The following is a 21,769-nucleotide window of genomic DNA, read 5'->3' on the forward strand; positions in this document are numbered from 1 at the left end:
CCTCTCAGTAGGCGAACGACAGCGGGCGCGCCGCGGCGTCCGGGTCGCCGGGGTCGACGTGGTTGTCGGGGTTGTCCGGGCTCGGGTCGCGCTCGGTGTCCGCGACGCCCTGGATCGTGTACCGGTGCATCAGCCGGTACCAGAACACCGCGAGCACGCCGTACAGGAGCGTGAACGTGACCAACGACGTGACGACGGTGCCCGTCCCGACCACGGTCGAGACGCCCTTCTGCGTCAGCAGCCACACGCCGTCGACGCCCGTGGGATTCGGTGCGACCACCCACGGTTGGCGGCCCATCTCGGTGAAGATCCAGCCGAAGGTCGACGCCAGGAACGGCGTCGCGATCGCGACGATGCCCAGACGGCCGATCCACGGGTTGCCGGTCACGCGGCCGCGTCGGGTCACCCAGAACGCGAAGACCGCCAGCGCCGCCGAGCCGATGCCGAAGCCGATCATGAGGCGGAACGACCAGTAGGTGATGAGCAGGTTGGGCTGGTACGAGATCGGGGTGCCGGCCGCGTCGGGGAACCCGTACTTCTCCTCGTACTGCGTCTGCAGGTCCTCGACGCCCGGCAGGGGTGCGTTCCAGTCGCCGCTGGCCAGGAAGCTGGTCAGCCCCGGGATCTCGATCACGTGGCTGACGCCCTCGCACGAGTTGCTCAGGTCGCCGATGGCCAGCAGCGAGAACGACGCGCCGTCGACGGTCTCGCACAGGGCCTCGGCCGACGACATCTTCATCGGCTGCTGCTGGAACATGAGCTTGGCCTGCTGGTCGCCGGTGAGAGCGACGCCGACGCCGGCGACGAACATGACGATCACGCCGAGGACGACGGCGGGCCGGTAGATGTCGCGCGCCTTGTCGACCTGCCCGGCGCGCACGAGCCGGACCATCCACCACGCGCCGATGCCGGCGACGAAGGTGCCCGCGGTGACGAAGGCCGCCGAGATCGTGTGCGGGAACGCGGCCCACAGCGTCGAGTTGGTGAGCACGGCGCCGATGTCGTTCATCTCGGCGCGCCCGGTCGCCTCGTTCCAGACGGCGCCGACCGGGTGCTGCATCCACGAGTTCGCCGCGAGGATGAAGAACGCGGACAGGTTGGTGGACAGGGCGACCGCCCAGATCGTCGCGAGGTGGACCTTCTTGGGCAGCTTGTCCCAGCCGAAGATCCACAGGCCGAGGAACGTGGACTCGACGAAGAACGCGGCGAGCGCCTCCATGGCCAGCGGAGCCCCGAACACGTCGCCGACGAACCGCGAGTACTCGGACCAGTTCATGCCGAACTGGAACTCCTGCACGATGCCGGTGGCGACACCGATCGCGAAGTTGATGAGCAGGAGCTTGCCGAAGAACTTGGTCAGCCGCAGCCAACGCTCGTTGCCGGTACGCACCCAGATCGTCTGCATGATCGCGACCAGGGGGGCCAGGCCGATCGTCAGCGGGACGAAGATGAAGTGGTAGACGGTCGTGACGCCGAACTGCAGGCGGGCCAGGTCGAGCGGGTCCACGGGAGCCCTCCGTCGGGGGTGGTCGAGGCGAGTGCCTCCATCCTGCCCCTCCTGGCCAGGTCTGCGACCAGGGACCTTTGGCAGGTTCGCCACATCTGAGCCGTGCGGTACGACGAGGCTGGGGGAGTCCCGACGACAGGCCGTGTCGAGGACGCTGCGACTGGGGTGTCGCTGTGCGATACTGGCCGCGGCTCCCTGGGCGACCACACCGTCACGGGACCCTTGAGCTCGCAGCATCAGCTTGTCGTGCGCGCCAGCCGCCGCCCTGCCAGCCGGACGCCCCAGATCGGGACGCCGGCCCGGCCTCGCAGGCGATGGCGCCGACTCGGTGCAGCAGCCACGACCGCCGACTTTCCGTCGCCGCGCAGAACGCGTGCGACGACCGACCTGCCGAGTACCGCCTGATGTGTGGGTGGCGATGCTCGGTACCCAGGAGCACTTCGCGTGACCGACGAGAACACCCCCACCACCGAGAGCGCAGCTGCACCGGCCGGGGGTGAGGCACCCGTGGCCGCCCCGCGCCGTCGCCGTGCGACCCGCGTGACCGCAGCGCCCAGCAACGAGACCCCGGTCGAGGCGGTCACCACGCTGCCAACGCCGGAGCCTGCCCCCGTCGCCGAGGCCCCCGTGGCCGAGCCCGACGCCCCGGTGGCCGAGCCGGCGAAGGCGCCCGTGAAGAAGTCCCGCCGCGTGACGCGCACCGTCGTCCCGGTGAGCGCCGACGAGGCCGCCGCGCCGGTCGAGCCCGCGCCCGCTGCCGAGCCGGCCGCTGCCGAGCCGGCCGCTGCCGAGCCCGAGGCGTCTGCACCCGACGACGCACCCCCGGCCAAGGCGCCCCGTCGCCGCCGAGCCAGCACGCGCCCCGTCGCGACTCCCGAGCCGGTCGCCGAGCCCGAGGTCGAGCCCGAGGCCGACGCCGAGGTCGAGGAGGAGGCAGCCGCCGCTCCCGCGTTCGACGTGCTCGCCGAGTTCGCGTCGAGCACCCCCGAGCAGGCCCCCGTCGAGCCGGCGTCCACCACCAGCACGACCACCACCGGTCCGCGTTTCGCCACGACGGCGCTGCTCTTCCAGGCGCCGGACCCGAGCGCGACCCGCCCCCGCCGCCGCCGCGCCCAGGCCAGCACGGGCTCCCCGGAGGAGATCTCCGAGGCCGCCCACCGCGCCGAGGTCGACGAGGCCGCGGTCGCCCCGGTCGTCGAGCCGGAGCAGGTCGAGAGCGCCGACGTCGAGGCCGGCGAGGCCACCACCTCGGCGTCGCGCAACTCGCGTCGCCGCGGCCGCCGCGGTCGCAGCGGCGGGGCAGCCGGTGCAGCCGCAGGCGCCGACGAGGCGCAGGACGAGGCCGCCGACGACCTCGAGGCCGCGTTCGCGCGTGACCTCGCACAGGACCTCGCCCAGTCCGAGGAGAGCGCGGACGAGAGCGCCGAGGACCAGGTCGACGACGAGTCCGACGAGGACGAGTCCGACGACGCAGGGACCGGCACGGGTGCACCGCGCCGCCGTCGTCGCCGCGGTGGCCGTGGCCGTCGCAGCCGCTCCGACGCCCCCAACGGTCAGGGCGCGTCCGACGAGGACGAGTCCGACGCCGACGAGGGCGCCGGCGCCGACGAGGATGCCTCCGACGAGGCCGACGCCGACGAGAACGGGTCCGACGAGGGCGGTTCGAGCCGGCGTCGTCGCCGTCGTCGTCGCGGATCCTCGGGTGGCTCGAGCGAGGGCGGCGGGGAGCAGCGCCCGGCCCGCACGCGCACGCCGAGCGACGAGGTCACCGCGCTGCGCGGCTCCACGCGGCTGGAGGCCAAGCGCCAGCGTCGTCGGGACGGCCGCGACGCCGGTCGTCGTCGCCAGATCATCACCGAGTCGGAGTTCCTGGCCCGCCGCGAGTCCGTCGAGCGCACGATGATCGTCCGCGAGAAGAATGCGCGGACGCAGATCGCGGTGCTCGAGGACGGCGTGCTGGTCGAGCACTACGTGTCCAACCAGGCGCAGACGTCGATGGTCGGCAACGTCTACCTCGGCCGGGTCCAGAACGTGCTGCCGAGCATGGAGGCCGCGTTCGTCGACGTCGGCAAGGGCCGCAACGCCGTGCTGTACGCCGGCGAGGTCAACTGGGACGCGACCGGCCTCGAGGGCGGGTCCGCCCGCCGCATCGAGCAGGCGCTGAAGTCCGGCGACCCGGTGCTCGTGCAGGTCACCAAGGACCCGATCGGCCACAAGGGTGCGCGTCTGACCTCGCAGGTCACGCTCGCGGGCCGGTACCTGGTCTACGTGCCCGGCGGCGGCATGACCGGCATCAGCCGCAAGCTGCCCGACACCGAGCGCAACCGCCTCAAGCGGATCCTGCGCGAGATCGTCCCGGACTCGGCGGGCGTCATCGTGCGCACCGCCGCCGAGGGCGCCTCCGAGGACGAGCTGCGCGCGGACATCGCGCGCCTGCAGGGCCAGTGGGAGGCGATCGAGAAGAAGTCGAAGACCGCGTCCGCCCCCGCCCTGCTGCAGGGCGAGCCCGACATGGCGATCCGCGTGGTCCGCGACATCTTCAACGACGACTTCTCGAAGCTCGTCGTGGAGGGCGCCGAGGCGTGGTCGACGATCTCGTCGTACATCGGTGAGCTCGCCCCCGACCTGGCGCAGAAGGTCGAGCGCTGGACGTCCGAGACGGACGTCTTCTCAGTGCACCGCATCGACGAGCAGCTGGCCAAGGGCATGGACCGCAAGGTCTGGCTCCCGTCGGGTGGCTCGCTCGTGATCGACCGCACCGAGGCGATGACCGTCGTCGACGTCAACACCGGCAAGTTCACGGGCTCGGGCGGCACGCTCGAGGAGACCGTGACGCGCAACAACCTCGAGGCCGCCGAGGAGATCGTCCGTCAGCTCCGGCTGCGCGACATCGGCGGCATCATCGTCATCGACTTCATCGACATGGTGCTCGAGTCGAACCGTGACCTCGTGCTGCGTCGTCTGGTCGAGTGCCTCGGCCGTGACCGCACCAAGCACCAGGTCGCCGAGGTCACCTCGCTCGGCCTCGTGCAGATGACCCGCAAGCGCGTCGGCCAGGGCCTGGTCGAGGCGTTCAGCGAGACGTGCGAGCACTGCCACGGGCGCGGCTTCATCGTGCACGAGGAGCCGATCGAGAAGAACAACCAGCGTCCCGACGCCGGCGAGCAGCAGTCCCCCTCGAACGGGGAGGGCGCCGGCGCCCGCTCGCGTCGCAAGCGCGGCGGCACCGCCAAGGAGCCGGTCTCGCACGCGCCGCACGCGGGTGTCCCGGTCCTGCCGGAGGCGCGGGAGGCCGTCAAGGCCACGCTCGCGACGATCGCCGCGGCCGCCGCCCACGCGCACGAGCACGAGCACGAGCACGCCGCCGTCGTGGTCGACCAGGAGTCGCCGGCCGACGAGGTCTCCGAGGTCGAGACCGAACAGGCACCCCCTGCGCCGCCGGCGCTGGACGTGCTCGCGGAGCTCGCGGTCTCGCACCCTGGTGCCGGAGCGGTCGCCGACGGCGAGCAGGCGGTCGACGGCGGCGAGCAGCTCGAGCTGACGCCGGTCCCGGCCGACGTGTTCGAGGCGGACGCAGAGCCGGACGGCGAGCCCCAGCAGGACTGAGCTGCCCCGGGGCGGCGTGCGTTCGGTCACGTCGCCCGCGGGGGAGCCGTCCAGGTTTGACCCTGGCCCGTGCGGTCCGTACTCTTGAACGTCGGCGCGTCGTGTGCGCGCTGATCATGCGTGCCGCTCTGTTCTGACAGATCAGCGTCGACGCGAACCCCCACGGGAACCGGTGCACACCGGTGGTGCGGGATGTGCGCGGACGCGGGGCAGGCACGACACCAGCAGTTCTATGACAGTTTCTTGACACAGGCAGTTCGACGAGCAGAGATGAGCAGCAACGTGGTGTACGCGATCGTGAAGGCTGGCGGCCGCCAGGAGAAGGTCGCTGTCGGCGACGTCGTCGTCGTCGACCGCCTCTCCGCGCAGGCCGGCTCGACCATCGAGCTGACCGCCCTGCTGCTCGTCGACGGTGCGACGGTCACCACCGACGCCTCGGCGCTGGCCAAGGTGAAGGTGACGGCGGAGGTCGTGCGGGACGAGAAGGGTCCCAAGATCGACATCCTCAAGTACAAGAACAAGACCGGCTACCGCAAGCGCCAGGGTCACCGCCAGAAGCTGACCCGCCTCAAGGTCACCGGCATCTCCTGATCTCGCGCCGCGGCCTGCCGGCTGCGGACCCCACACACTTCTGAGCACGAAAGCAGGTTCGTCATGGCACACAAGAAGGGCGCGAGCTCCTCGCGCAACGGTCGCGACTCGAACGCCCAGCGCCTGGGCGTCAAGCGCTTCGGTGGCCAGGTCGTCAAGGCCGGCGAGATCATCGTCCGCCAGCGCGGCACGCACTTCCACCCCGGCGTGAACGTCGGCCGTGGCGGCGACGACACGCTGTTCGCCCTCGCCCCGGGCGCCGTGACCTTCGGGACGCGCCGTGGCCGCAAGGTCATCGACGTCGTGGTGGCCGCTGAGGTCTGATCCGAATTGAAGCGGACGATACGGGGCGCGGAGCGTCACGTGCCGGGAGCGGAATGCAGGATCGGACCGACAGCAAGTACTGAGGTCTGAGTGTCATGACGCGCGGCATCGGTCCGCGTCAGCTAGTCGTGGAGGGGCGCACCGGTGCGGTGCGCCCCTTTCGCGTGTGAGTATCGAGATGAAGCAGTGAAGGAGGTTCAGCCGTGGTGACATTCGTCGACCGGGTCGTGCTGCACGCGACCGGCGGTGACGGTGGGCACGGCTGTGCGTCCATCCACCGGGAGAAGTTCAAGCCGCTGGCCGGCCCCGACGGCGGCGCGGGCGGCAACGGTGGGTCGGTGATCCTCGAGGTCGACCCGCAGGTCACCACGCTGCTCGACTTCCACCACCAGTCGCACCGTCGCGCCCCGTCGGGCACCCAGGGCATGGGTGACTGGAGGTCGGGCTCGACCGGTGCCGACCTGGTGCTCGGTGTGCCCGACGGCACCGTCGTCAAGGACGCCGAGGGCAACGTCTTGGCGGACCTCGTCGGCCTCGGCGCGAGCATCGTCGTCGCCGCTGGAGGCCGTGGCGGTCTGGGAAACTTCGCGCTCGCCTCGGCCCGGCGCATCGCTCCCGGATTCGCGCTCCTCGGCGAGCCGGGCGAGACGCAGGACATCGTTCTGGAGCTCAAGTCCATCGCCGATGTGGCCCTCGTCGGCTACCCGAGCGCCGGCAAGTCCAGCCTCGTCGCGGCGATCTCCGCTGCCCGGCCCAAGATCGCCGACTACCCGTTCACCACGCTGGTGCCCAACCTCGGCGTCGTCCAGGCCGGCACCGCCCGGTACACCGTCGCCGACGTCCCCGGCCTGATCCCCGGTGCCTCCGAGGGACGCGGGCTCGGTCTGGAGTTTCTGCGCCACATCGAGCGGTGCGCGGTCATCGTGCACGTCCTCGACTGCGCGACGCTCGAGCCCGACCGCGACCCCATCTCCGACCTGGACGTCATCGAGGCCGAGCTGGCCACGTACGCCGGCGACCTCGGCATCGAGGGCGGCCGGGTCCCCATCACGGAGCGTCCGCAGATCATCGTCCTGAACAAGATCGACGTCCCCGAGGCCCGTGACCTGGCCGAGATGGTCAAGCCCGACCTCGAGGCGCGCGGGTTGCGTGTGTTCGAGGTGTCGACCGCCAGCCACGAGGGCCTGAAGCTTCTGACGTACGCGCTCGGCGAGATCGTCGACAAGGCACGCCGTGACGCGCCGAAGCCCGAGAACACGCGGGTCATCCTGCGGCCCAAGGCCGTCGACGACGCCGGTTTCACTGTGACGCGTCGCGAGGTCGAGGGTCAGGGCGTCTACTTCTCCGTGCGCGGTGAGAAGCCCGAGCGCTGGTGCCGCCAGACGGACTTCGCCAACGACGAGGCCGTGGGATACCTCGCCGATCGGCTCGCGCGCCTCGGCGTCGAGGAGCAGCTGTTCAAGGTCGGTGCTACGCCCGGCGACGAGGTGCGCATCGGCCCCGAGCACAACGCGGTCATCTTCGACTGGGAGCCGACCCTCATGACGGGGTCCGAGTTCCTGGGCGGCCCGCGCGGCGTCGACGTTCGGCTCGAGGACCGTTCGCGTCCGACGCGCGGCGAGAAGCGCCAGGAGTACAAGGAGCGCATGGACGCCAAGACCGAGGCCCGCGAGGAGCTGTGGACCGAGCGCGAGGCCGGGGTCTGGACCGACGCGGCCTCGGAGTGACGTCCGCCCCGCGGATATGAGCGATGCTGCGCCGCTCCCGCGCGGCAGAATGCCGGTCGTGACCGCCGACGCCCTGCAGGACCGCCAACAGCTGGTCTCGGCGTCCCGTGTCGTCGTCAAGATCGGGTCGTCGTCGCTGACGACGCCGGACGGGCGGCTCGCGCCGGAGCGGCTCAACGCGCTGGTCGAGGTGCTCGCGGCGCGGCGGGCGGCGGGCGGCCAGGTCGTGCTCGTGTCGTCCGGCGCGATCGCGGCCGGCATCGGCCCGCTCGGACTGGCGACCCGCCCCAAGGACCTGGCGACGCAGCAGGCCGCCGCGTCGGTCGGTCAGGGGCTGCTGGTCGCGCACTACACGGAGGCGTTCCGGCGGCACGGGCTGCAGGTGGGCCAGGTGCTGCTCACCGCCGACGACACCGTCCGTCGCGTGCACTACCGCAACGCGCACCGCGCCCTGACGCGGCTCCTCGACCTCGGCATCGTGCCGGTCATCAACGAGAACGACGCCGTGGCGACCGACGAGATCCGGTTCGGCGACAACGACCGGCTCGCCGCCCTCGTCTCGCACCTCGTGCACGCCGACGCGCTGATGCTGCTGTCCGACGTGGACTCGCTCTACACCGGGCCCCCGTCCCGTGACGGCAGTCGTCGGATCGCGTCCGTGGTCCACGCCGAGGACCTCGAAGGGATCGACGTCGCGTCGCGGGGGAGCGCCGTGGGCACCGGGGGGATGGTGACCAAGCTGGAGTCGGTCGCGATCGCGACGCAGTCCGGCGTCCCCGTCATCCTCACGTCCGCCGCCCAGGCCGCGCAGGCGCTGGCCGGCGAGGACGTCGGCACGTGGTTCACCGCGACCGGCCGCCGCACGTCGATCCGACGCCTCTGGCTCGCGCACGCCGCGCACACCCGTGGACGCCTCGTGCTCGACGCGGGCGCCGTGCGGGCGGTCGTCGAGCGCGGGACCTCGCTGCTGCCCGCCGGCGTCACCGGCTTCGAGGGGGCCTTCGAGGAGGGCGACCCGGTCGAGCTCGTCGGACCCGACGGCGCGCTGATCGGCCGGGGGCTGGTCGCGTACGACGCCTCCGAGGTGCCCGGGCTGCTCGGCCGCTCGACCCAGGACCTGCGCGCCGAGCTCGGCCCGGGCTACGACCGCGAGCTCGTCCACCGCGACGACCTGGTCCTGGTCCGCAAGCGCCGCTGAGAGCAACGTCCGCACTCGTGGGGCCTATGGCACCCACGAGTGCGAGGCGCTCCTGCGCGTCGGCCAGGACGGCGTCCCGCTCGGTCGGGTCGCTGACGGCGAGCTGCTTCTGCAGCAGCGCCTCCAGCTCGGGGTCGGCGAGCTTGTAGAAGTTCGTCGCCGCCGTCGAGTACTGCGTGCGCAGGACGTCGCCGTCGGCCCGGCTCAGGTTGCCCCAGACCAGGTCGAACGAGCCGTCCTTCAGCTTCGCCTGGAAGTCCGGCACCGTGCCGCTCCACAGCTGCGCGTCGATGCCGTTGGCCTTGAGCTCCTGCTGGATGAGCTCGACGGACGTCTGGTTCGGCGAGAAGTTGGTGATCCAGACCAGGACGGGCGCCAGCGGCTTGCCGTCCTTCGCGTAGATGCCGTCCGCACCCTTGACCCAGCCGTCGTCCTCGAGGACCGTCGCGGCCTTCTTCGGGTCCGTGACGATGTCCTTGCTGACGTCGGCGACGCCCGGGGTCGTGCTGGCCAGCGGGCTCGTCGCCACGGCGAAGCCGTCGTTCAGGGCGGTGTCGCGGACCTCGGTCGGGTTCACCGTGAGCGCGATGGCCTCGCGGACCGCCGGGTCGGAGCCGAGCGCTCCGCCCTCGTTGAAGGTCAGGCCGAAGGTGATGCCCGGGTTGGCGCGGCTGACCAGGTCGAACCCGGAGGAGCTGAGCGTCTCGATGTCGGTCGGCTGCACGCCGCCGATCACGTCCACCTGCTCGGAGGTGAGCGCGCCGGTACGCACGCCCGCCTCGGGGATCACCTGGAACGTCACGGTGTCCAGGTGCGCCCTGCCGGTGTTCTCGCGACCCTGCGGGCCCCACGCGTAGTCGTCGCGGGCCGTCAGGACCGTCTCGGTGTCCTTGGTGTAGTGGTCCAGCGTGAACGGCCCGGTGCCGACGACACCCGTCCCGCTGGCGCGGTCGTCGAACGGGATGGCGAGCGTGGAGTCGGCGACGAAGCCGAGACCCACTGCCGACGTGGCCTGCGGGAACGCCGCGTTCGGAGACGAGAACGCGACCGTGACGGTGGTCGGGCCGACGACCGTGGTGCCGGCGTACCCGACGAAGTTCGCGGCGACGGAGGACTTGGCGCCGGCGGCGACGGTGTCGTCGAAGTTCTTCTTCACCGACTCCGCGGTGAACGGCGTGCCGTCGGAGAACGTCACGTCGTCGCGCAGCGTGAACGTGAACTGGGTCGCGTCGGCGTTCGCTTCCCACTTCGTCGCCAGCCACGGCTTGAGCGAGCCGTCGGCGGGGTCCTGCCAGAGCAGGGAGTCGACGAGCTGACGGGTCACGTACCAGGTGTCGTTGCCGGAGCCGATGGCGGGCGGGTTGAGCGAGATGGGGTCGTTGCCGATGGCGAAGGTGAGGTCGCCACCGTCGACGGGGGCGTCTGCCGCGGCGGTCGACGTGCTCTCGTCGGAACCCGCGTCGTCCGAGCCCGAGGAGCAGGCGGCGAGCAGGAGGGAGAGCGTGGCGATGCCGGTCAGGAGGCCGGCTTGACGGCGCGAGGGTCGTCGGACGGACATGGTGGTGCTCCTTGCTGGGGGTGGGTGACGGGCGGCGCGGGGGCTCAGTCACGTCGACACGAGGTCACGACGCACCCCCTTCGCCGGCGCGCACGCGGCCGCCGGGGATCGCCGACAACAGCTCGGCGGTGTACGGGTCGCCCGGGTGCGCGAACACGCCCTCGACCGGGCCCTGCTCGACCACCCGGCCGCGCTGCAGGACGGCCACCTCGTGCGCGACCTGCCGGACGACGGCCAGGTCGTGCGAGATGAACAGGTAGGACAGCCCGAGCTCGACCTGCAGGTCCGTCAGCAGGTCGAGGATCTGGGCCTGGACCGAGACGTCGAGCGCGGACACGGGCTCGTCGAGCACGACGAGCTCCGGGTTCAGGGCGAGCGCGCGGGCGATCGCGACGCGTTGCCGCTGCCCGCCCGAGAGCTCCGCGGGACGGCGCTGGAGCGCGGTCCGCGGCAGGGCGACGACGTCCAGCAGCTCGGCGGCGCGGGCGGCACGCTCGGCGCGCGAGCCGACGCCGAACGCGCGCAGGGGCTCGGTCACGATCCGCTGGACCGAGAACCGCGGGTCGAGAGACGCGTACGGGTTCTGGTAGACCACCTGCATCCGCCGGCGCAGCAGCCGCAGCGCCGCGCCGCGGGTGTGCGTCACGTCCTGGCCGTCGACGAGCACCGAGCCCGACGTCGGCTCCGCCAGCCGCAGCGCGAGGCGGGCGGTCGTGGACTTCCCGGAGCCGGACTCGCCGACGAGCGCGAGGGTGCGCCCGCGCGGCAGGACGAACGAGACGTCGTCGACGGCACGGAGCGTGCCCCCGCCGGCGGACCGCGGGAGCGGGAACTCCTTGGTCAGGCGCCGCGCCTCGAGCGCCGGCACGGCGGTCGGCGGGACCGGCGCGGCGATGGTGCGGGCACCGCGCAGGCTGGGCGCCGCAGCGAGCAGCGCGCGGGTGTACGGGTCGCTCGGTGCGCCGAGCACCTGGTCGGGCGTGCCCTGCTCGACGACCCTGCCCTGCGACATCACGACGATGCGGTCGGCCCGGTCCGCGGCGACGCCGAGGTCGTGCGTGATGAGCAGGACCCCCGTCCCAGTTCCGGCCGTGAGGTCCTCGATGTGGTCGAGGATCTGCCGCTGGACGGTGACGTCGAGGGCGCTCGTCGGTTCGTCGGCCACCAGGAGGCGCGGCTGGGCGGCCAGCGCGATCGCGATCAGCACGCGCTGTCGCATGCCGCCGGAGAGCTCGTGCGGGTACTGCCGCGCCCGGACCTCCGGCTCGGCCAGGCCCGCCCGGCGCAGTGCTTCGATCGCCTCGATCTCGGCGTTCTTGCGGTCGGCCAGACCGTGGATGCGCAGCACCTCGGCCACCTGGTCGCCGATGCGGGTGACGGGGTTGAGCGACACCGTGGGGTCCTGCGGGACCAGGCCGACCAGGACGCCGCGCACGTTGCGCAGGTCGCGGTGGGAGGCGTGGACCACGTCGTGGCCCAGCAGGTCGATGCTCCCGTGGTCGATCACGGCCGCCGGCGCCAGGAGCCGGACCACCGCGGCGGCGGTGGTCGACTTGCCGGACCCGGACTCGCCGACCACGGCGACGGTCTCGCCCGCGTCGACGTGCAGCGAGACGTCCCGTACGGCGCGGACCGTGCCGCGACGCGTCCGGTACGCGACCGCGAGGTCCGTGACCGTCAGAAGCCGCTCGGAGGAGGTCATGCCCCACCCCCGTCGTGCCGGTCGAGGGCACGCGACAGGCGGCCCGCGGCCAGCACGCTGAGCGCGATCGTCAGGCCGGGCAGCGTGGTCAGCCACCAGGACGTGCGCAGGTAGTCGCGACCGCCGGACACCAGCGCACCCCACTCGGGCGCGGGCGGGGGAGCGCCGTACCCGAGGAAGCTGAGTGCGGACACCGCGAGGATCGCCGTGCCGAGCTGCAGGGCGGCGAGCACGACGACGGGGCCCGAGGCGTTGGGGAGCACGTGCTGGAACAGGACCGACCACCAGCGGCTGCCGCCGGCGTGCGCGGCCTCGACGTAGACCGACGAGCGCACACGCAGGACCTCGGAGCGCATGATGCGTGAGACCGTCGCGACGCTGGCCAGGCCGACCGCGATCGCCACCTTGACCGTCCCGAAGCCGAGCGCCGTGATGAGCGCGAGCGAGAGCAGCAGCGCGGGGATGGACAGCAGCACGTCGACGACGCGCATGACGACGTCGTCGAACACGCCACCGACGAAGCCGGCGACCAGACCGACCACGGCCCCGACCAGCAGGCCGACGCCGACGGCCACGAGCGCCGCCTCGAGCGTCAGCTGCGTGCCGTGCACCACCCGCGTGTACAGGTCGCGACCCAGCTGGTCGGTGCCGAACCAGTGCGCCGACGAGGGGGCCTGCAGCTTGTCGGCCGGCACTCCGGTGAGCGGGTCGCCGGGCGCGAGCACCTGCGGCACGAACGCCGCCACGAGCACGAACCCGATCCAGACGAGAGCGAGGAGGAGCCCGGGCCTGCGCAGCAGGTCGCCGACCCAGGCGAACCGCCCGCGCGTCTGCTCGTCGGGCTGATCCAGCGGCGCGTCGGCCGGGAGGTCGGCGGCGGTGGTGGCGAGGTCGTCGAGAAGGTCCGTCATGTCACACCCCCGCCGTCGCGGGCTCACGGACCGCGGCCGCGGCGACCGGGGCCGCGGCCTTCGGTGGACGCGAGTGCCGCACGATCCGCGGGTCGAGCAGGGGGTAGAGCAGGTCGACCGCGAGGTTGACCAGCACGAACACGGCGGCGGCGAACAGGACGACGCCCATCACGACGGGGATGTCCTGCGCGCTGACGGACGTCGCGGTGAGCCGGCCGATCCCGGCACGGGAGAACACGGTCTCGGTGACGACCGCCCCGGCCAGGAGCTCGCCGATGACCAGTCCGGTCACCGTGAGCGCGGGGAGCGAGGCGTTGCGCAACGCGTGCCGGAAGTGGACGCGCACCGAGCCGGCGCCCTTGGCACGGGCCGTGTCGACGTACGGCTGGCGCAGGCTGTGCTGGAGGCTGCGCGAGAGCATCTGCGCGATCAGCGCCGCCGTGGGCACCGCGAGCGTCACCGCCGGCAGGACGATCGAGGAGAACCCCTTGTTGCCCACCGCTGGGAAGATCGGGTTCTGGAACGAGAACCACTGGACGAGCATCAGACCGAACCAGAACGACGGGATCGCGACCCCGAGCGGGGGCAGGCCGAGCAGCGCGTTGGACAGGCCGCGGCTGCGCACCAGGGTCGCGACGATGGCCAGCCCGCCGCCGACCAGGAGAGCGAGCACGAACGCGGCCGCCGCGATGGCCGCGGTCGGCGGGATCGCCTCGGCGATCAGGCCGGTCACCGGCCGGTGCAGGACCACCGACGTGCCGAGGTCCCCGCGCAGGACGCCCCCAAGCTGTGTCAGGTACTGCACCGGCAGCGGCTGGTCGAGGCCGTACTGGGCGCGCAGCGCGTCGAGCTGCTCGGGCGTGACGTCCGACGACTCGCCGCCGTACATGAGCGAGACCGGGTCGCCCGGCAGCGCGTAGAGCACGACGAACGACACCGTGTAGGCGGCCCAGAGCACGAGGAGCGCCTGCCCGAGGCGGGCGAGCACGTAGCGGTTCATCGCGGGGCCCGGGGGAAGGCGCGCATCGGGGGTCCTCGTTCCGTCGTCTGTGCTTGCACGGCGGGAACGCCGTGCCGGGTAGTCACCTGGAGCACCCCGTCACGTGAAGGGTTGCTGCCCGACCAACCAGGGCTTTGCGTCGGGACTCGATACCGGCCGCGAAGGTAAGGACGAGGCGCGGGGTCGTCAACGATCCGCCGCTGCGTCTCACGGACTGGACGCACTGCCCGAGGACCGAGATGTGAGACGTCGCCGACGGTTCGTTGACTTCGGCATCCGGGCGGCTCACCCTCCCCGCGAACTCCGACAGCGCGCTCACCAGGGGAACCATGTCCGTCGCCCTCCTCCCGTCCACGCTCGACGCCCGCTACGGCGGTGTCGCACCCGACGACGTCGCCACCTCCGACGTCATCGAGCTGCAGCTCGCGCACCGCTCCGTGCGGCGGTACCTGCCCGACGACGTCTCGGACGCCGAGCTCGCGGCCGTAGTCGCCGCCGCGCAGTCCGCCGCGACCAGCTCGAACCTGCAGCTGTGGAGCGTCGTGGCCGTGCGCGACGACCAGCGCCGGTCGGCCCTGTCCGCGCTCGCGGGCAACCAGGCGCACATCACGCAGGCGCCGCTGCTGCTCGTCTGGCTCGTCGACCTCGGCCGCGCCCACGCCATCGCCGCGGCCCACGACGCGCCGACCGAGGGCGCGGACTACCTCGAGACGGCCGTCGTCGGGTTCGTCGACGCGGCGCTGGCCGCGCAGAACGCGGTGCTCGCCGCGGAGTCGCTGGGGCTGGGGACGGTGTACATCGGCGCGCTGCGCAACCGGCCGGCCGAGGTGGCCGAACTGCTCCACCTGCCGCGCCACGTGTTCGCCGCGTTCGGGCTCGTCGTCGGGCGGCCCGACCTGTCCGAGAACACGCGCGTGAAGCCGCGCCTGCCCCAGTCGGCCGTGCTGCACCACGAGGTGTACGACGACGCGGACCACGCCGACGCGGTCGCCGGCTACGAGGAGCGGATCGGCGAGTTCTACGCCCTCGAGGGGCTGTCGCACTCCTGGACGGACCGGCTGCTCGCCCGGCTCTCCGGCCCCGCGGCGCTCAACGGTCGCGACCAGCTCCGCTCGGCGCTCGAGGCGCAGGGTTTCCGGCTCCGATGAGCACAGGCACGACGACGAAGGAGAGCACGATGACCGAGACCACCGCCCGCCCGGGCGCCCCCGCCGAGCACCTCAGCCTCGAGGACGCCGCGGCGCTCGCGCCCGCGGTCACCCCGCAGGAGGCCGCCGAGCGCGTCGCCGAGGGCGCGTTCCTGCTCGACGTCCGCAGCGAGACGGGCCGGTCGCGCACGGGCGCGATCCCCGGCGCCACGGTCGGCGACCGGTACGCGATCGACGACGAGTTCGACCTCGCCGCGGCCACGCACCACGCACCCGTCGTCTCGCTGGACACGCCGATCGTGGTCGTCTGCGGCTCGGTGCGCGGGTCCGGCCCGGTGGCCGCGGAGCTGCGCGCCAAGGGCTTCACCAACGTCGTCCACGTCGACGGCGGCTTCGGTGCCTGGAAGGACGCGGGCCTGCCCGCCGAGGAGCCGACCGCCGGATGAGTACCCCCTCCACCGCGTTCCTCGACGAGCTGCGCGCGCTCACCGAGCGCCGACGCGGGTCGTTCGTCCCGCTGACCTCCCCGTTCGACGGGGCCGACGAGACGTCGCGCGCCCTCGTGCGGGACGCGGCGAGCGCCGGCCAGGGGGACCTCCTCGACGTCGCGCACGCGATCCACTCCCACCCGGAGGAGGCGTTCCGCGAGGTCCGCTCGGTCGCGGCGATCGCGGACCTGCTGCGGGCGCGCGGCGTGCCCGCGAAGGTGGGGACGCACGGCCTGTCGACCGCGCTGCGCGCGGGGCTGACCAAGGCCGGGCCCGACGACGGCGCGGCTCGCGAGGACGCGGGTCCGACCGTCGCGATCCTGGCCGAGTACGACGCGCTGCCCGGGGTGGGTCACGCGTGCGGGCACCACCTCATCGCGGGCGCCGCGACGGGGGCGTTCCTCGCGCTGGTCCGAGCGGTCGCCGACGGTCTGGACCTGCCGGGTCGGGTGCTCCTGCTCGGCACGCCGGCGGAGGAGGGCAGCTCGGGCAAGGAGATCCTGGCGCGCAACGGGTTCATCGAGGGCGTCGACGCGGCGATCATGGTGCACCCGTTCGGCTTCGACGTCGTCGACCACCCGTTCCTCGGCCGGCGGCAGCTGCGCGTCACGTACCACGGGGTCGCCGCGCACGCGTCGGCCAGCCCGTTCATGGGCCGCAACGCCCTCGACGCCGTCGCGTTGAACTACCAGGCGGTCGCGATGCTGCGGCAGCACATCCCGCCGAGCGACCGTGTGCACGGCGTGGTGCTCGAGGGCGGGACGCGGCCGAGCGTGGTGCCTGAGCGCGCGACCGTCGAGTACTACGTCCGGTCCGCGAGCCCGACGACCCTCAAGGACCTCTCCGAGCGGCTCGCCGACATCGCGCGGGGCGCCGCGCTGGCCACCGGGACGACCGCCGAGCTGGTCTGGGACGCGGCCCCGTTCACGCTCCCCGTCCGGACCAACGGACCGCTCGCAGAGCGCTGGGCGGTGCACCAGGCCGGTCAGGGGCGGACCGTGCTGGCCGGGGGCGTCGTCCCCGAGATACTCGCGGCCTCGACCGACTTCGGGAACGTGAGCGTCCGGCTCCCGGGCATCCACCCGATGATCGCGGTGAGCGACCCGGAGGTGGCCCTGCACACCCGCGAGTTCGCGGAGGTCGCCGGAGGTCCTCGCGGGGACGCCGCCGCCGTCGACGGTGCCGTCGGGCTCGCGCTCACGGCCCTGGACTATCTGGCCGACCCGGCGCTGCGTGCCGCGGTGCGGCAGGACTTCGAGGACGCCGGCGGCGTCCTGGACGTGGAGGGGTACTTCTCGTGATCGAGGTGCGCACGTCGCGGCCGGACGAGCACGCCGCGGTCGCGGAGCTCACCGAGCACGGGTTCGCGACCGGGCCGTTCGGTCCGACGACGGACCCGGCGCGGCTGGCGCTGCTGCGCGACGCTCCCGGGCGCGCGGCGGCCGGCGACCTGCTCGTGGCGCTCGACGGCGACGAGCTGCTGGGCACGATCAGCCTGCTGCGGGCCGGCACCGGGTACACGCGGCAGGCCCGCGACGACGAGGCCGAGGTGCGGCTGCTGACCACCGCGCCGGGAGCTCGCGGTCGTGGGGTCGGCGCCGCGCTCCTGGCGGAGTCGGTCGCCCGCGCGCGGGCCTGGGGTGTCACCGCGCTGGTGCTGGACACCGGCGCCCGCAACGTCGTCGCGCAACGCCTGTACCACCGGCTCGGGTTCGAGCGGGTGGTCGACCGGGAAGCGATCACCGGTCTGGTCGTGTACCGCTACGACGTCGCCCGCACCGGCCTGCGCGTCCGGCTGGTCGCGCCGCACGAGTACGACCGCGTCGCGCAGCTGTCGGTCGAGGCCTACGCCCACGACTACGACATCCCCGACGACTACCGCGCCTCCCTCGCCGACGTCGCCGCCCGGGCTCGCGAGCACGAGGTCTGGGTGGCCGAGGACCTCGCGACCGGCGAGCTGGTCGGGACGGTCGCGACGCCGCGCGCGGGCGAGCACATCTCCGAGCTCGGTCGGGACGGCGAGCTCGACTTCCGGCTGCTCGCGGTCGACCCCGCGGCTCGCCGACGAGGGATCGGGGTGCTGCTCACCGAGCACGTCGTCGCACTCGCCCGGCAGCGGGGCCTCGACCGCGTCGTCATGAACTCCGGGCCGCAGATGCTCGGCGCCCACGCGCTCTACCACCGTCTCGGCTTCGTCCGGCTGACCGAGCGCGAGACCCGTGTCGTCGCCGGCGGCACCCTGCTCGCGTTCGGCCTCGACACAGCACCACTCACGCAAGGAGCACTCTCGTGAAGTTCCAGGTCCTCGACATCGTCCCCCACGGCCCGCACCCGGTCACCGGCGAGCTGCTCGACCCGTCCACCCGCCTCGAGCGCGTCGTCGAGACCGCCGTGCTGGCCGAGGAGCTCGGGATCGACGCGTTCGCGGTGGGGGAGCGCCACGCCGGCGACTTCCTGTCGTCGTCTCCCACCGTGCTGCTCGGCGCGCTGGCCCAGGCGACGGACACGATCCTGCTCAGCACCGGCGTCACCGTGCTCAGCCTGCTCGACCCGGTCCGCGTCGCCGAGGACTACGCGACGATCGACCTGCTCTCGCGCGGGCGGCTCGAGATCGTCATCGGCAAGGGCAACGAGGACAAGCACTTCCCGCTGTTCGGGCTCCAGCTGGAGCACCAGTACGACTACCTCGAGGAGAACTACGAGCTCCTCACCCTGCTGCTCAGCCGAGAGCACGTCGACTGGAAGGGCACGTTCCACGCGCCGCTGACGGACGCGACGACGCTGCCGCGCCCGTACGACGGCCCCTTCCGCATCTGGCACGGCTCGGCCACCAGCACCATCGCGGTCGACCTCGCCGCCAAGCACGGCGACCCGATCGTGTCCGCGAACGCGCTGCAGCCCCGCGAGAACTACAAGGTGCTCATCGACCGGTACCGCGAGCAGCTCGTGGCCCACGGGCACGACCCGTCGGTCGGCTACGTCGGCTCCGGTTCGGGCGGCCTCTTCCTGGCGGACACCACCGAGCAGGCGACCGAGGAGTACCGCGCGGTCTACGAGGGCTTCGCCGCCCGGATGGCCGCCCGGCACGTCGGCGAGACGCGGCCCGGCAAGGTCTCGTCGTTCGCGCACATCGAGGACGCGGTCGAGCGCGGCCCGGCGCTCGTCGGCTCCCCGGAGCGCGTCGCGGAGAAGATCCTCGACTACCACGCCTCCTACGGCCACGACCTGCAGTCCGTCTCGCTCAACCCGGTCCTGCCGTACGAGCAGCAGCAGGACGTCCTGCGACGGTTCGCCGAGGAGGTCGTCCCGCTGGTCCGGGCCGAGGTGTCGACGACGCTGTGGGGACCGCAGGACCCGGGCCGTGCCCGCGGCCTCGACCGGCTCGTCGCGGTCTGACGTGGCCGTCGAGTTCCTCGGCGCCGGGTACGGCAACCCGTCGACCGAGACCACCCCGCTCGTCGGACCCGTCTGGGACCCCGGCTACACACGGGAGATCGTGCGCGCCCACGAGGCGAGCAACTGGGACCACGTCCTGTTCCCCTATGCGTCCGACGGCCCCGACCCCGCGCAGGCGGCGGCCTGGGCGGCGGCACACACCGACCGCATCCAGCTGCGCGTCGCGCACCGCCCGAACGTCTCGGCGCCCACGTTCGCCGCCAAGACCTTCGCGACCCTGCACGCGGCGTCCGGCGGACGCGTCACGGTCCACCTCATCGCGGGCGGCCTCACCAGCGACCAGCGGGCCGAGGGCGACGACCTGGACAAGGACGCGCGCTACGACCGGCTCGCCGAGTACGCGCAGCTGCTCCTGCGGTCGTGGACCTCGGCCGAGCCGTTCACGCACGTCGGCCCGTACTACCGAGCGCAGGAGTTCGTCCTGCGGGCCCGCACCGAGCACCGTCCGGGCCTGTCGGCGGGCGGGGCGTCGCGACGAGCCCTGGAGGTCGGTGCACGCGTCGCGGACGTGTTCGCGCTCTTCGGCGAACCGCTGGCCGCGACCGCGGACCAGGTCGACCTGCTCCGCTCGTTCGCGACCGCCGTGGGCCGCCCGCTGCCTCGTCTGCAGATCGCGTTCCGGCCGATCGTGGCGCCCACCGACGAGGAGGCGTGGGCCAGGGCGCACGCGATCCGGGCACGCATCGACGAGCTCGCGTCGCCGCGCGCGGTGCGGACCCTGACCGAGGCACCCCGTGAGCCGGGGAAGCTGCCCGAGAACACCGCGAACCTGCGCCTGGCCGAGCTGGCCGCGTCGGGGGAGCGGCACGACCGTGCCCTGTGGACGCCGACCGTCGCGGGTGCGGGCGGGCTGCCGACGAGCGCGACGGCCCTCGTCGGCTCCTACCGGACCGTGGCCGACGCCCTGCTGGACTACGTCGACCTCGGGTTCGAGATCTTCGGCCTGCGCGGCTACGACCTGCTCGCGGACGCGGTCGAGTTCGGCGAGAACGTCATCCCGCTGGTACACGCGGGCGTGACCGCGCGGGACGCACTCCGGCACAGCGGGACTACCCTGACCAGATGACCACGTCGCTCGAGCAGCCGCTCCAGCAAGCACCCGAGGCGCCCGACGTCACGGCCGCGGTCCGCGCCGTCGCGGAGCGCGCCAAGATCGCCTCCCGCACGCTCGCCACGGCCAACCGCGCCACCAAGGACGCGGCGCTGCGTGCCATGGCCGACGCGCTCGTCGAGGCCACGCCACAGATCGTCGAGGCCAACAAGATCGACCTCGAGCGCGGCCGCGCCAACGGCACGTCCGCCGGCCTGCTCGACCGGCTCGCGCTCACCCCCGAGCGGATCGCGGGGATCGCCGACGCCCTGCGCGAGCTCGCGGCGCTGCCCGACCCGGTGGGCGAGGTGGTCCGCGGGTCGACGCTGCCCAACGGCCTGCGCATGCGGCAGGTCCGCGTCCCGATGGGCGTGGTCGGCATGATCTACGAGGCCCGCCCGAACGTCACGGTCGACGCCGCCGGGCTCGCGCTCAAGAGCGGCAACGCGGTGATCCTGCGCGGTGGGTCCGCGGCCGCGGCCAGCAACGAGCTGATCGTCGACGTCCTGTCGCGGGCGCTCGTCTCGCAGCGCCTGCCCGGTGCGCTGATCCAGTCGATCGACTCCTACGGGCGCGAGGGCGCCGTGGCGCTCATGCACGCGCGCGGGCTGGTCGACGTCCTGGTTCCGCGCGGGGGTGCGGACCTCATCCAGACCGTCGTGCGCGAGTCCACCGTCCCGGTCGTCGAGACGGGCGTGGGCAACGTGCACGTCTATGTCGACGAGACCGCCGACCTGGCGATGGCCCTGCCGATCCTGCTGAACGCCAAGACGCAGCGTGTCGGCGTGTGCAACGCCGCCGAGACGCTGCTGGTGCACCGGGCCGTGGCCGACGAGTTCCTGCCGGTCGCGATCGCGATGCTCGCCGACGAGGGCGTGACGATCCACGGCTGCGAGGAGACGCTCGCCCTGGCACCCGAGGAGGCGGACGTCGTCGCGGCCACCGACGAGGACTGGGCGACCGAGTACCTGTCGCTCGACCTGGCCGTGCGCGTCGTCGACTCCCTGGACGAGGCCCTCGAGCACATCCGCACGTGGAGCTCCGGGCACACCGAGGCGATCGTCACCCGGGACCTGGCGTCCTCGGAGCGGTTCGTCGCCGAGGTGGACTCCGCGGCGGTCATGGTCAACGCCTCGACGCGGTTCACCGACGGCGGCCAGCTGGGCCTGGGCGCGGAGATCGGGATCTCCACGCAGAAGCTGCACGCGCGGGGTCCGATGGGCCTCGGCGAGCTGACGACGACCAAGTGGATCGTGCACGGCGACGGGCACGTCAGACCCTGAGCACCACAGTTGACCGTGCGACACTGATCGCACCCGCCCCACCCCTGGAGGATTGTCGTGCGTGTTGCTGCTGAAGCTGCCGAGGTCGTGAACGAGCTGCCCTTCGAGCCGTGGGTCTTCGGCGTCGGAGCGTTCGTCGGGCTGGTTGCCATGCTGCTGACCGCATACGCCTTCCGGAAC

At 72.8% G+C, this 21,769-nt stretch carries 16 protein-coding genes, 1 pseudogene and 1 riboswitch; of the genes and pseudogenes, 12 read left to right on the forward strand and 5 right to left on the reverse strand.

Annotated features, from left to right (window positions below; translation table 11 throughout):
• Window positions 1–4: 4 nt before the first annotated feature.
• Complete coding sequence (locus AC1DUE_RS18755) at window positions 5–1,507, reverse strand: cytochrome ubiquinol oxidase subunit I (RefSeq protein ID WP_477040926.1); 1,503 nt, start codon at window positions 1,505–1,507, stop codon at window positions 5–7.
• A gap of 444 nt (window positions 1,508–1,951) precedes the next feature.
• On the opposite strand from AC1DUE_RS18755, the gene AC1DUE_RS18760 reads away from it, so the two are divergent.
• From AC1DUE_RS18760 to proB, 5 genes are all read left to right on the forward strand, one after another.
• Window positions 1,952–5,113, forward strand: a complete 3,162-nt coding sequence (locus AC1DUE_RS18760) for an Rne/Rng family ribonuclease (protein WP_477040927.1) — start codon at window positions 1,952–1,954, stop codon at window positions 5,111–5,113.
• Window positions 5,114–5,395: 282 nt separating this feature from the next.
• Window positions 5,396–5,704, forward strand: a complete 309-nt coding sequence (gene rplU / locus AC1DUE_RS18765; RefSeq protein WP_477040958.1) for a 50S ribosomal protein L21 — start codon at window positions 5,396–5,398, stop codon at window positions 5,702–5,704.
• 63 nt (window positions 5,705–5,767) lie between these two features.
• Complete coding sequence (gene rpmA, locus AC1DUE_RS18770; RefSeq protein WP_028050268.1) at window positions 5,768–6,028, forward strand: 50S ribosomal protein L27; 261 nt, start codon at window positions 5,768–5,770, stop codon at window positions 6,026–6,028.
• 203 nt (window positions 6,029–6,231) lie between these two features.
• The gene (gene obgE / locus AC1DUE_RS18775) at window positions 6,232–7,755 is read left to right on the forward strand and encodes a GTPase ObgE (RefSeq protein WP_477040928.1); all 1,524 of its coding nucleotides are present in this window, start codon (window positions 6,232–6,234) and stop codon (window positions 7,753–7,755) included.
• A gap of 49 nt (window positions 7,756–7,804) precedes the next feature.
• Entirely contained in the window at window positions 7,805–8,953 is a 1,149-nt protein-coding gene (proB, locus tag AC1DUE_RS18780; protein ID WP_477040929.1) for a glutamate 5-kinase, read from the forward strand.
• 199 nt (window positions 8,954–9,152) lie between these two features.
• On the opposite strand, the pseudogene AC1DUE_RS18785 reads toward proB, so the two are convergent.
• The 4 genes and pseudogenes from AC1DUE_RS18785 to AC1DUE_RS18800 all read right to left on the reverse strand — a co-directional run.
• A pseudogene (locus AC1DUE_RS18785) lies at window positions 9,153–10,511 on the reverse strand (ABC transporter substrate-binding protein); the annotation flags it as partial.
• A gap of 64 nt (window positions 10,512–10,575) precedes the next feature.
• Window positions 10,576–12,213, reverse strand: a complete 1,638-nt coding sequence (locus AC1DUE_RS18790; protein WP_477040930.1) for a dipeptide ABC transporter ATP-binding protein — start codon at window positions 12,211–12,213, stop codon at window positions 10,576–10,578.
• The gene (locus tag AC1DUE_RS18795; RefSeq protein ID WP_477040931.1) at window positions 12,210–13,124 is read right to left on the reverse strand and encodes an ABC transporter permease; all 915 of its coding nucleotides are present in this window, start codon (window positions 13,122–13,124) and stop codon (window positions 12,210–12,212) included. Before AC1DUE_RS18795 ends, AC1DUE_RS18790 begins: the two co-directional genes overlap by 4 nt.
• Window position 13,125: 1 nt before the next feature.
• Window positions 13,126–14,124: an ABC transporter permease gene (locus AC1DUE_RS18800; protein WP_477040932.1), complete on the reverse strand. Its 999-nt coding sequence runs from the start codon at window positions 14,122–14,124 to the stop codon at window positions 13,126–13,128.
• Window positions 14,125–14,168: 44 nt separating this feature from the next.
• A riboswitch (SAM riboswitch) is annotated at window positions 14,169–14,278 on the reverse strand.
• 175 nt (window positions 14,279–14,453) lie between these two features.
• Here AC1DUE_RS18800 and AC1DUE_RS18805 point away from each other — a divergent pair.
• From AC1DUE_RS18805 to AC1DUE_RS18835, 7 genes are read left to right on the forward strand one after another with little or no spacing between them, the layout of a single operon-like run.
• Window positions 14,454–15,272 carry an NADPH-dependent oxidoreductase gene (locus AC1DUE_RS18805; RefSeq protein ID WP_477040933.1) on the forward strand — a complete coding sequence of 273 codons (819 nt, stop codon included), beginning with the start codon at window positions 14,454–14,456 and terminating at the stop codon, window positions 15,270–15,272.
• Window positions 15,273–15,301: 29 nt separating this feature from the next.
• Window positions 15,302–15,718, forward strand: coding sequence for a rhodanese-like domain-containing protein (locus AC1DUE_RS18810; RefSeq protein WP_477040934.1), 417 nt, complete (start codon window positions 15,302–15,304; stop codon window positions 15,716–15,718).
• On the forward strand, window positions 15,715–17,061 hold the full coding sequence (locus AC1DUE_RS18815; RefSeq protein ID WP_477040935.1) for a M20 family metallopeptidase: 1,347 nt from the start codon (window positions 15,715–15,717) through the stop codon (window positions 17,059–17,061). The genes AC1DUE_RS18810 and AC1DUE_RS18815 overlap by 4 nt, the downstream gene beginning before the upstream one ends.
• Window positions 17,058–18,053, forward strand: a complete 996-nt coding sequence (locus AC1DUE_RS18820; protein ID WP_477040936.1) for a GNAT family N-acetyltransferase — start codon at window positions 17,058–17,060, stop codon at window positions 18,051–18,053. The genes AC1DUE_RS18815 and AC1DUE_RS18820 overlap by 4 nt, the downstream gene beginning before the upstream one ends.
• On the forward strand, window positions 18,050–19,156 hold the full coding sequence (locus AC1DUE_RS18825) for an LLM class flavin-dependent oxidoreductase (protein ID WP_477040937.1): 1,107 nt from the start codon (window positions 18,050–18,052) through the stop codon (window positions 19,154–19,156). Before AC1DUE_RS18820 ends, AC1DUE_RS18825 begins: the two co-directional genes overlap by 4 nt.
• 1 nt (window position 19,157) lies before the next feature.
• Window positions 19,158–20,282, forward strand: coding sequence for an LLM class flavin-dependent oxidoreductase (locus AC1DUE_RS18830; protein WP_477040938.1), 1,125 nt, complete (start codon window positions 19,158–19,160; stop codon window positions 20,280–20,282).
• Window positions 20,279–21,589: a glutamate-5-semialdehyde dehydrogenase gene (locus tag AC1DUE_RS18835; protein WP_477040939.1), complete on the forward strand. Its 1,311-nt coding sequence runs from the start codon at window positions 20,279–20,281 to the stop codon at window positions 21,587–21,589. Before AC1DUE_RS18830 ends, AC1DUE_RS18835 begins: the two co-directional genes overlap by 4 nt.
• Window positions 21,590–21,769 lie beyond the last annotated feature (180 nt).

The sequence above is a fragment of the Cellulomonas sp. P4_A2 genome (assembly GCF_056402515.1).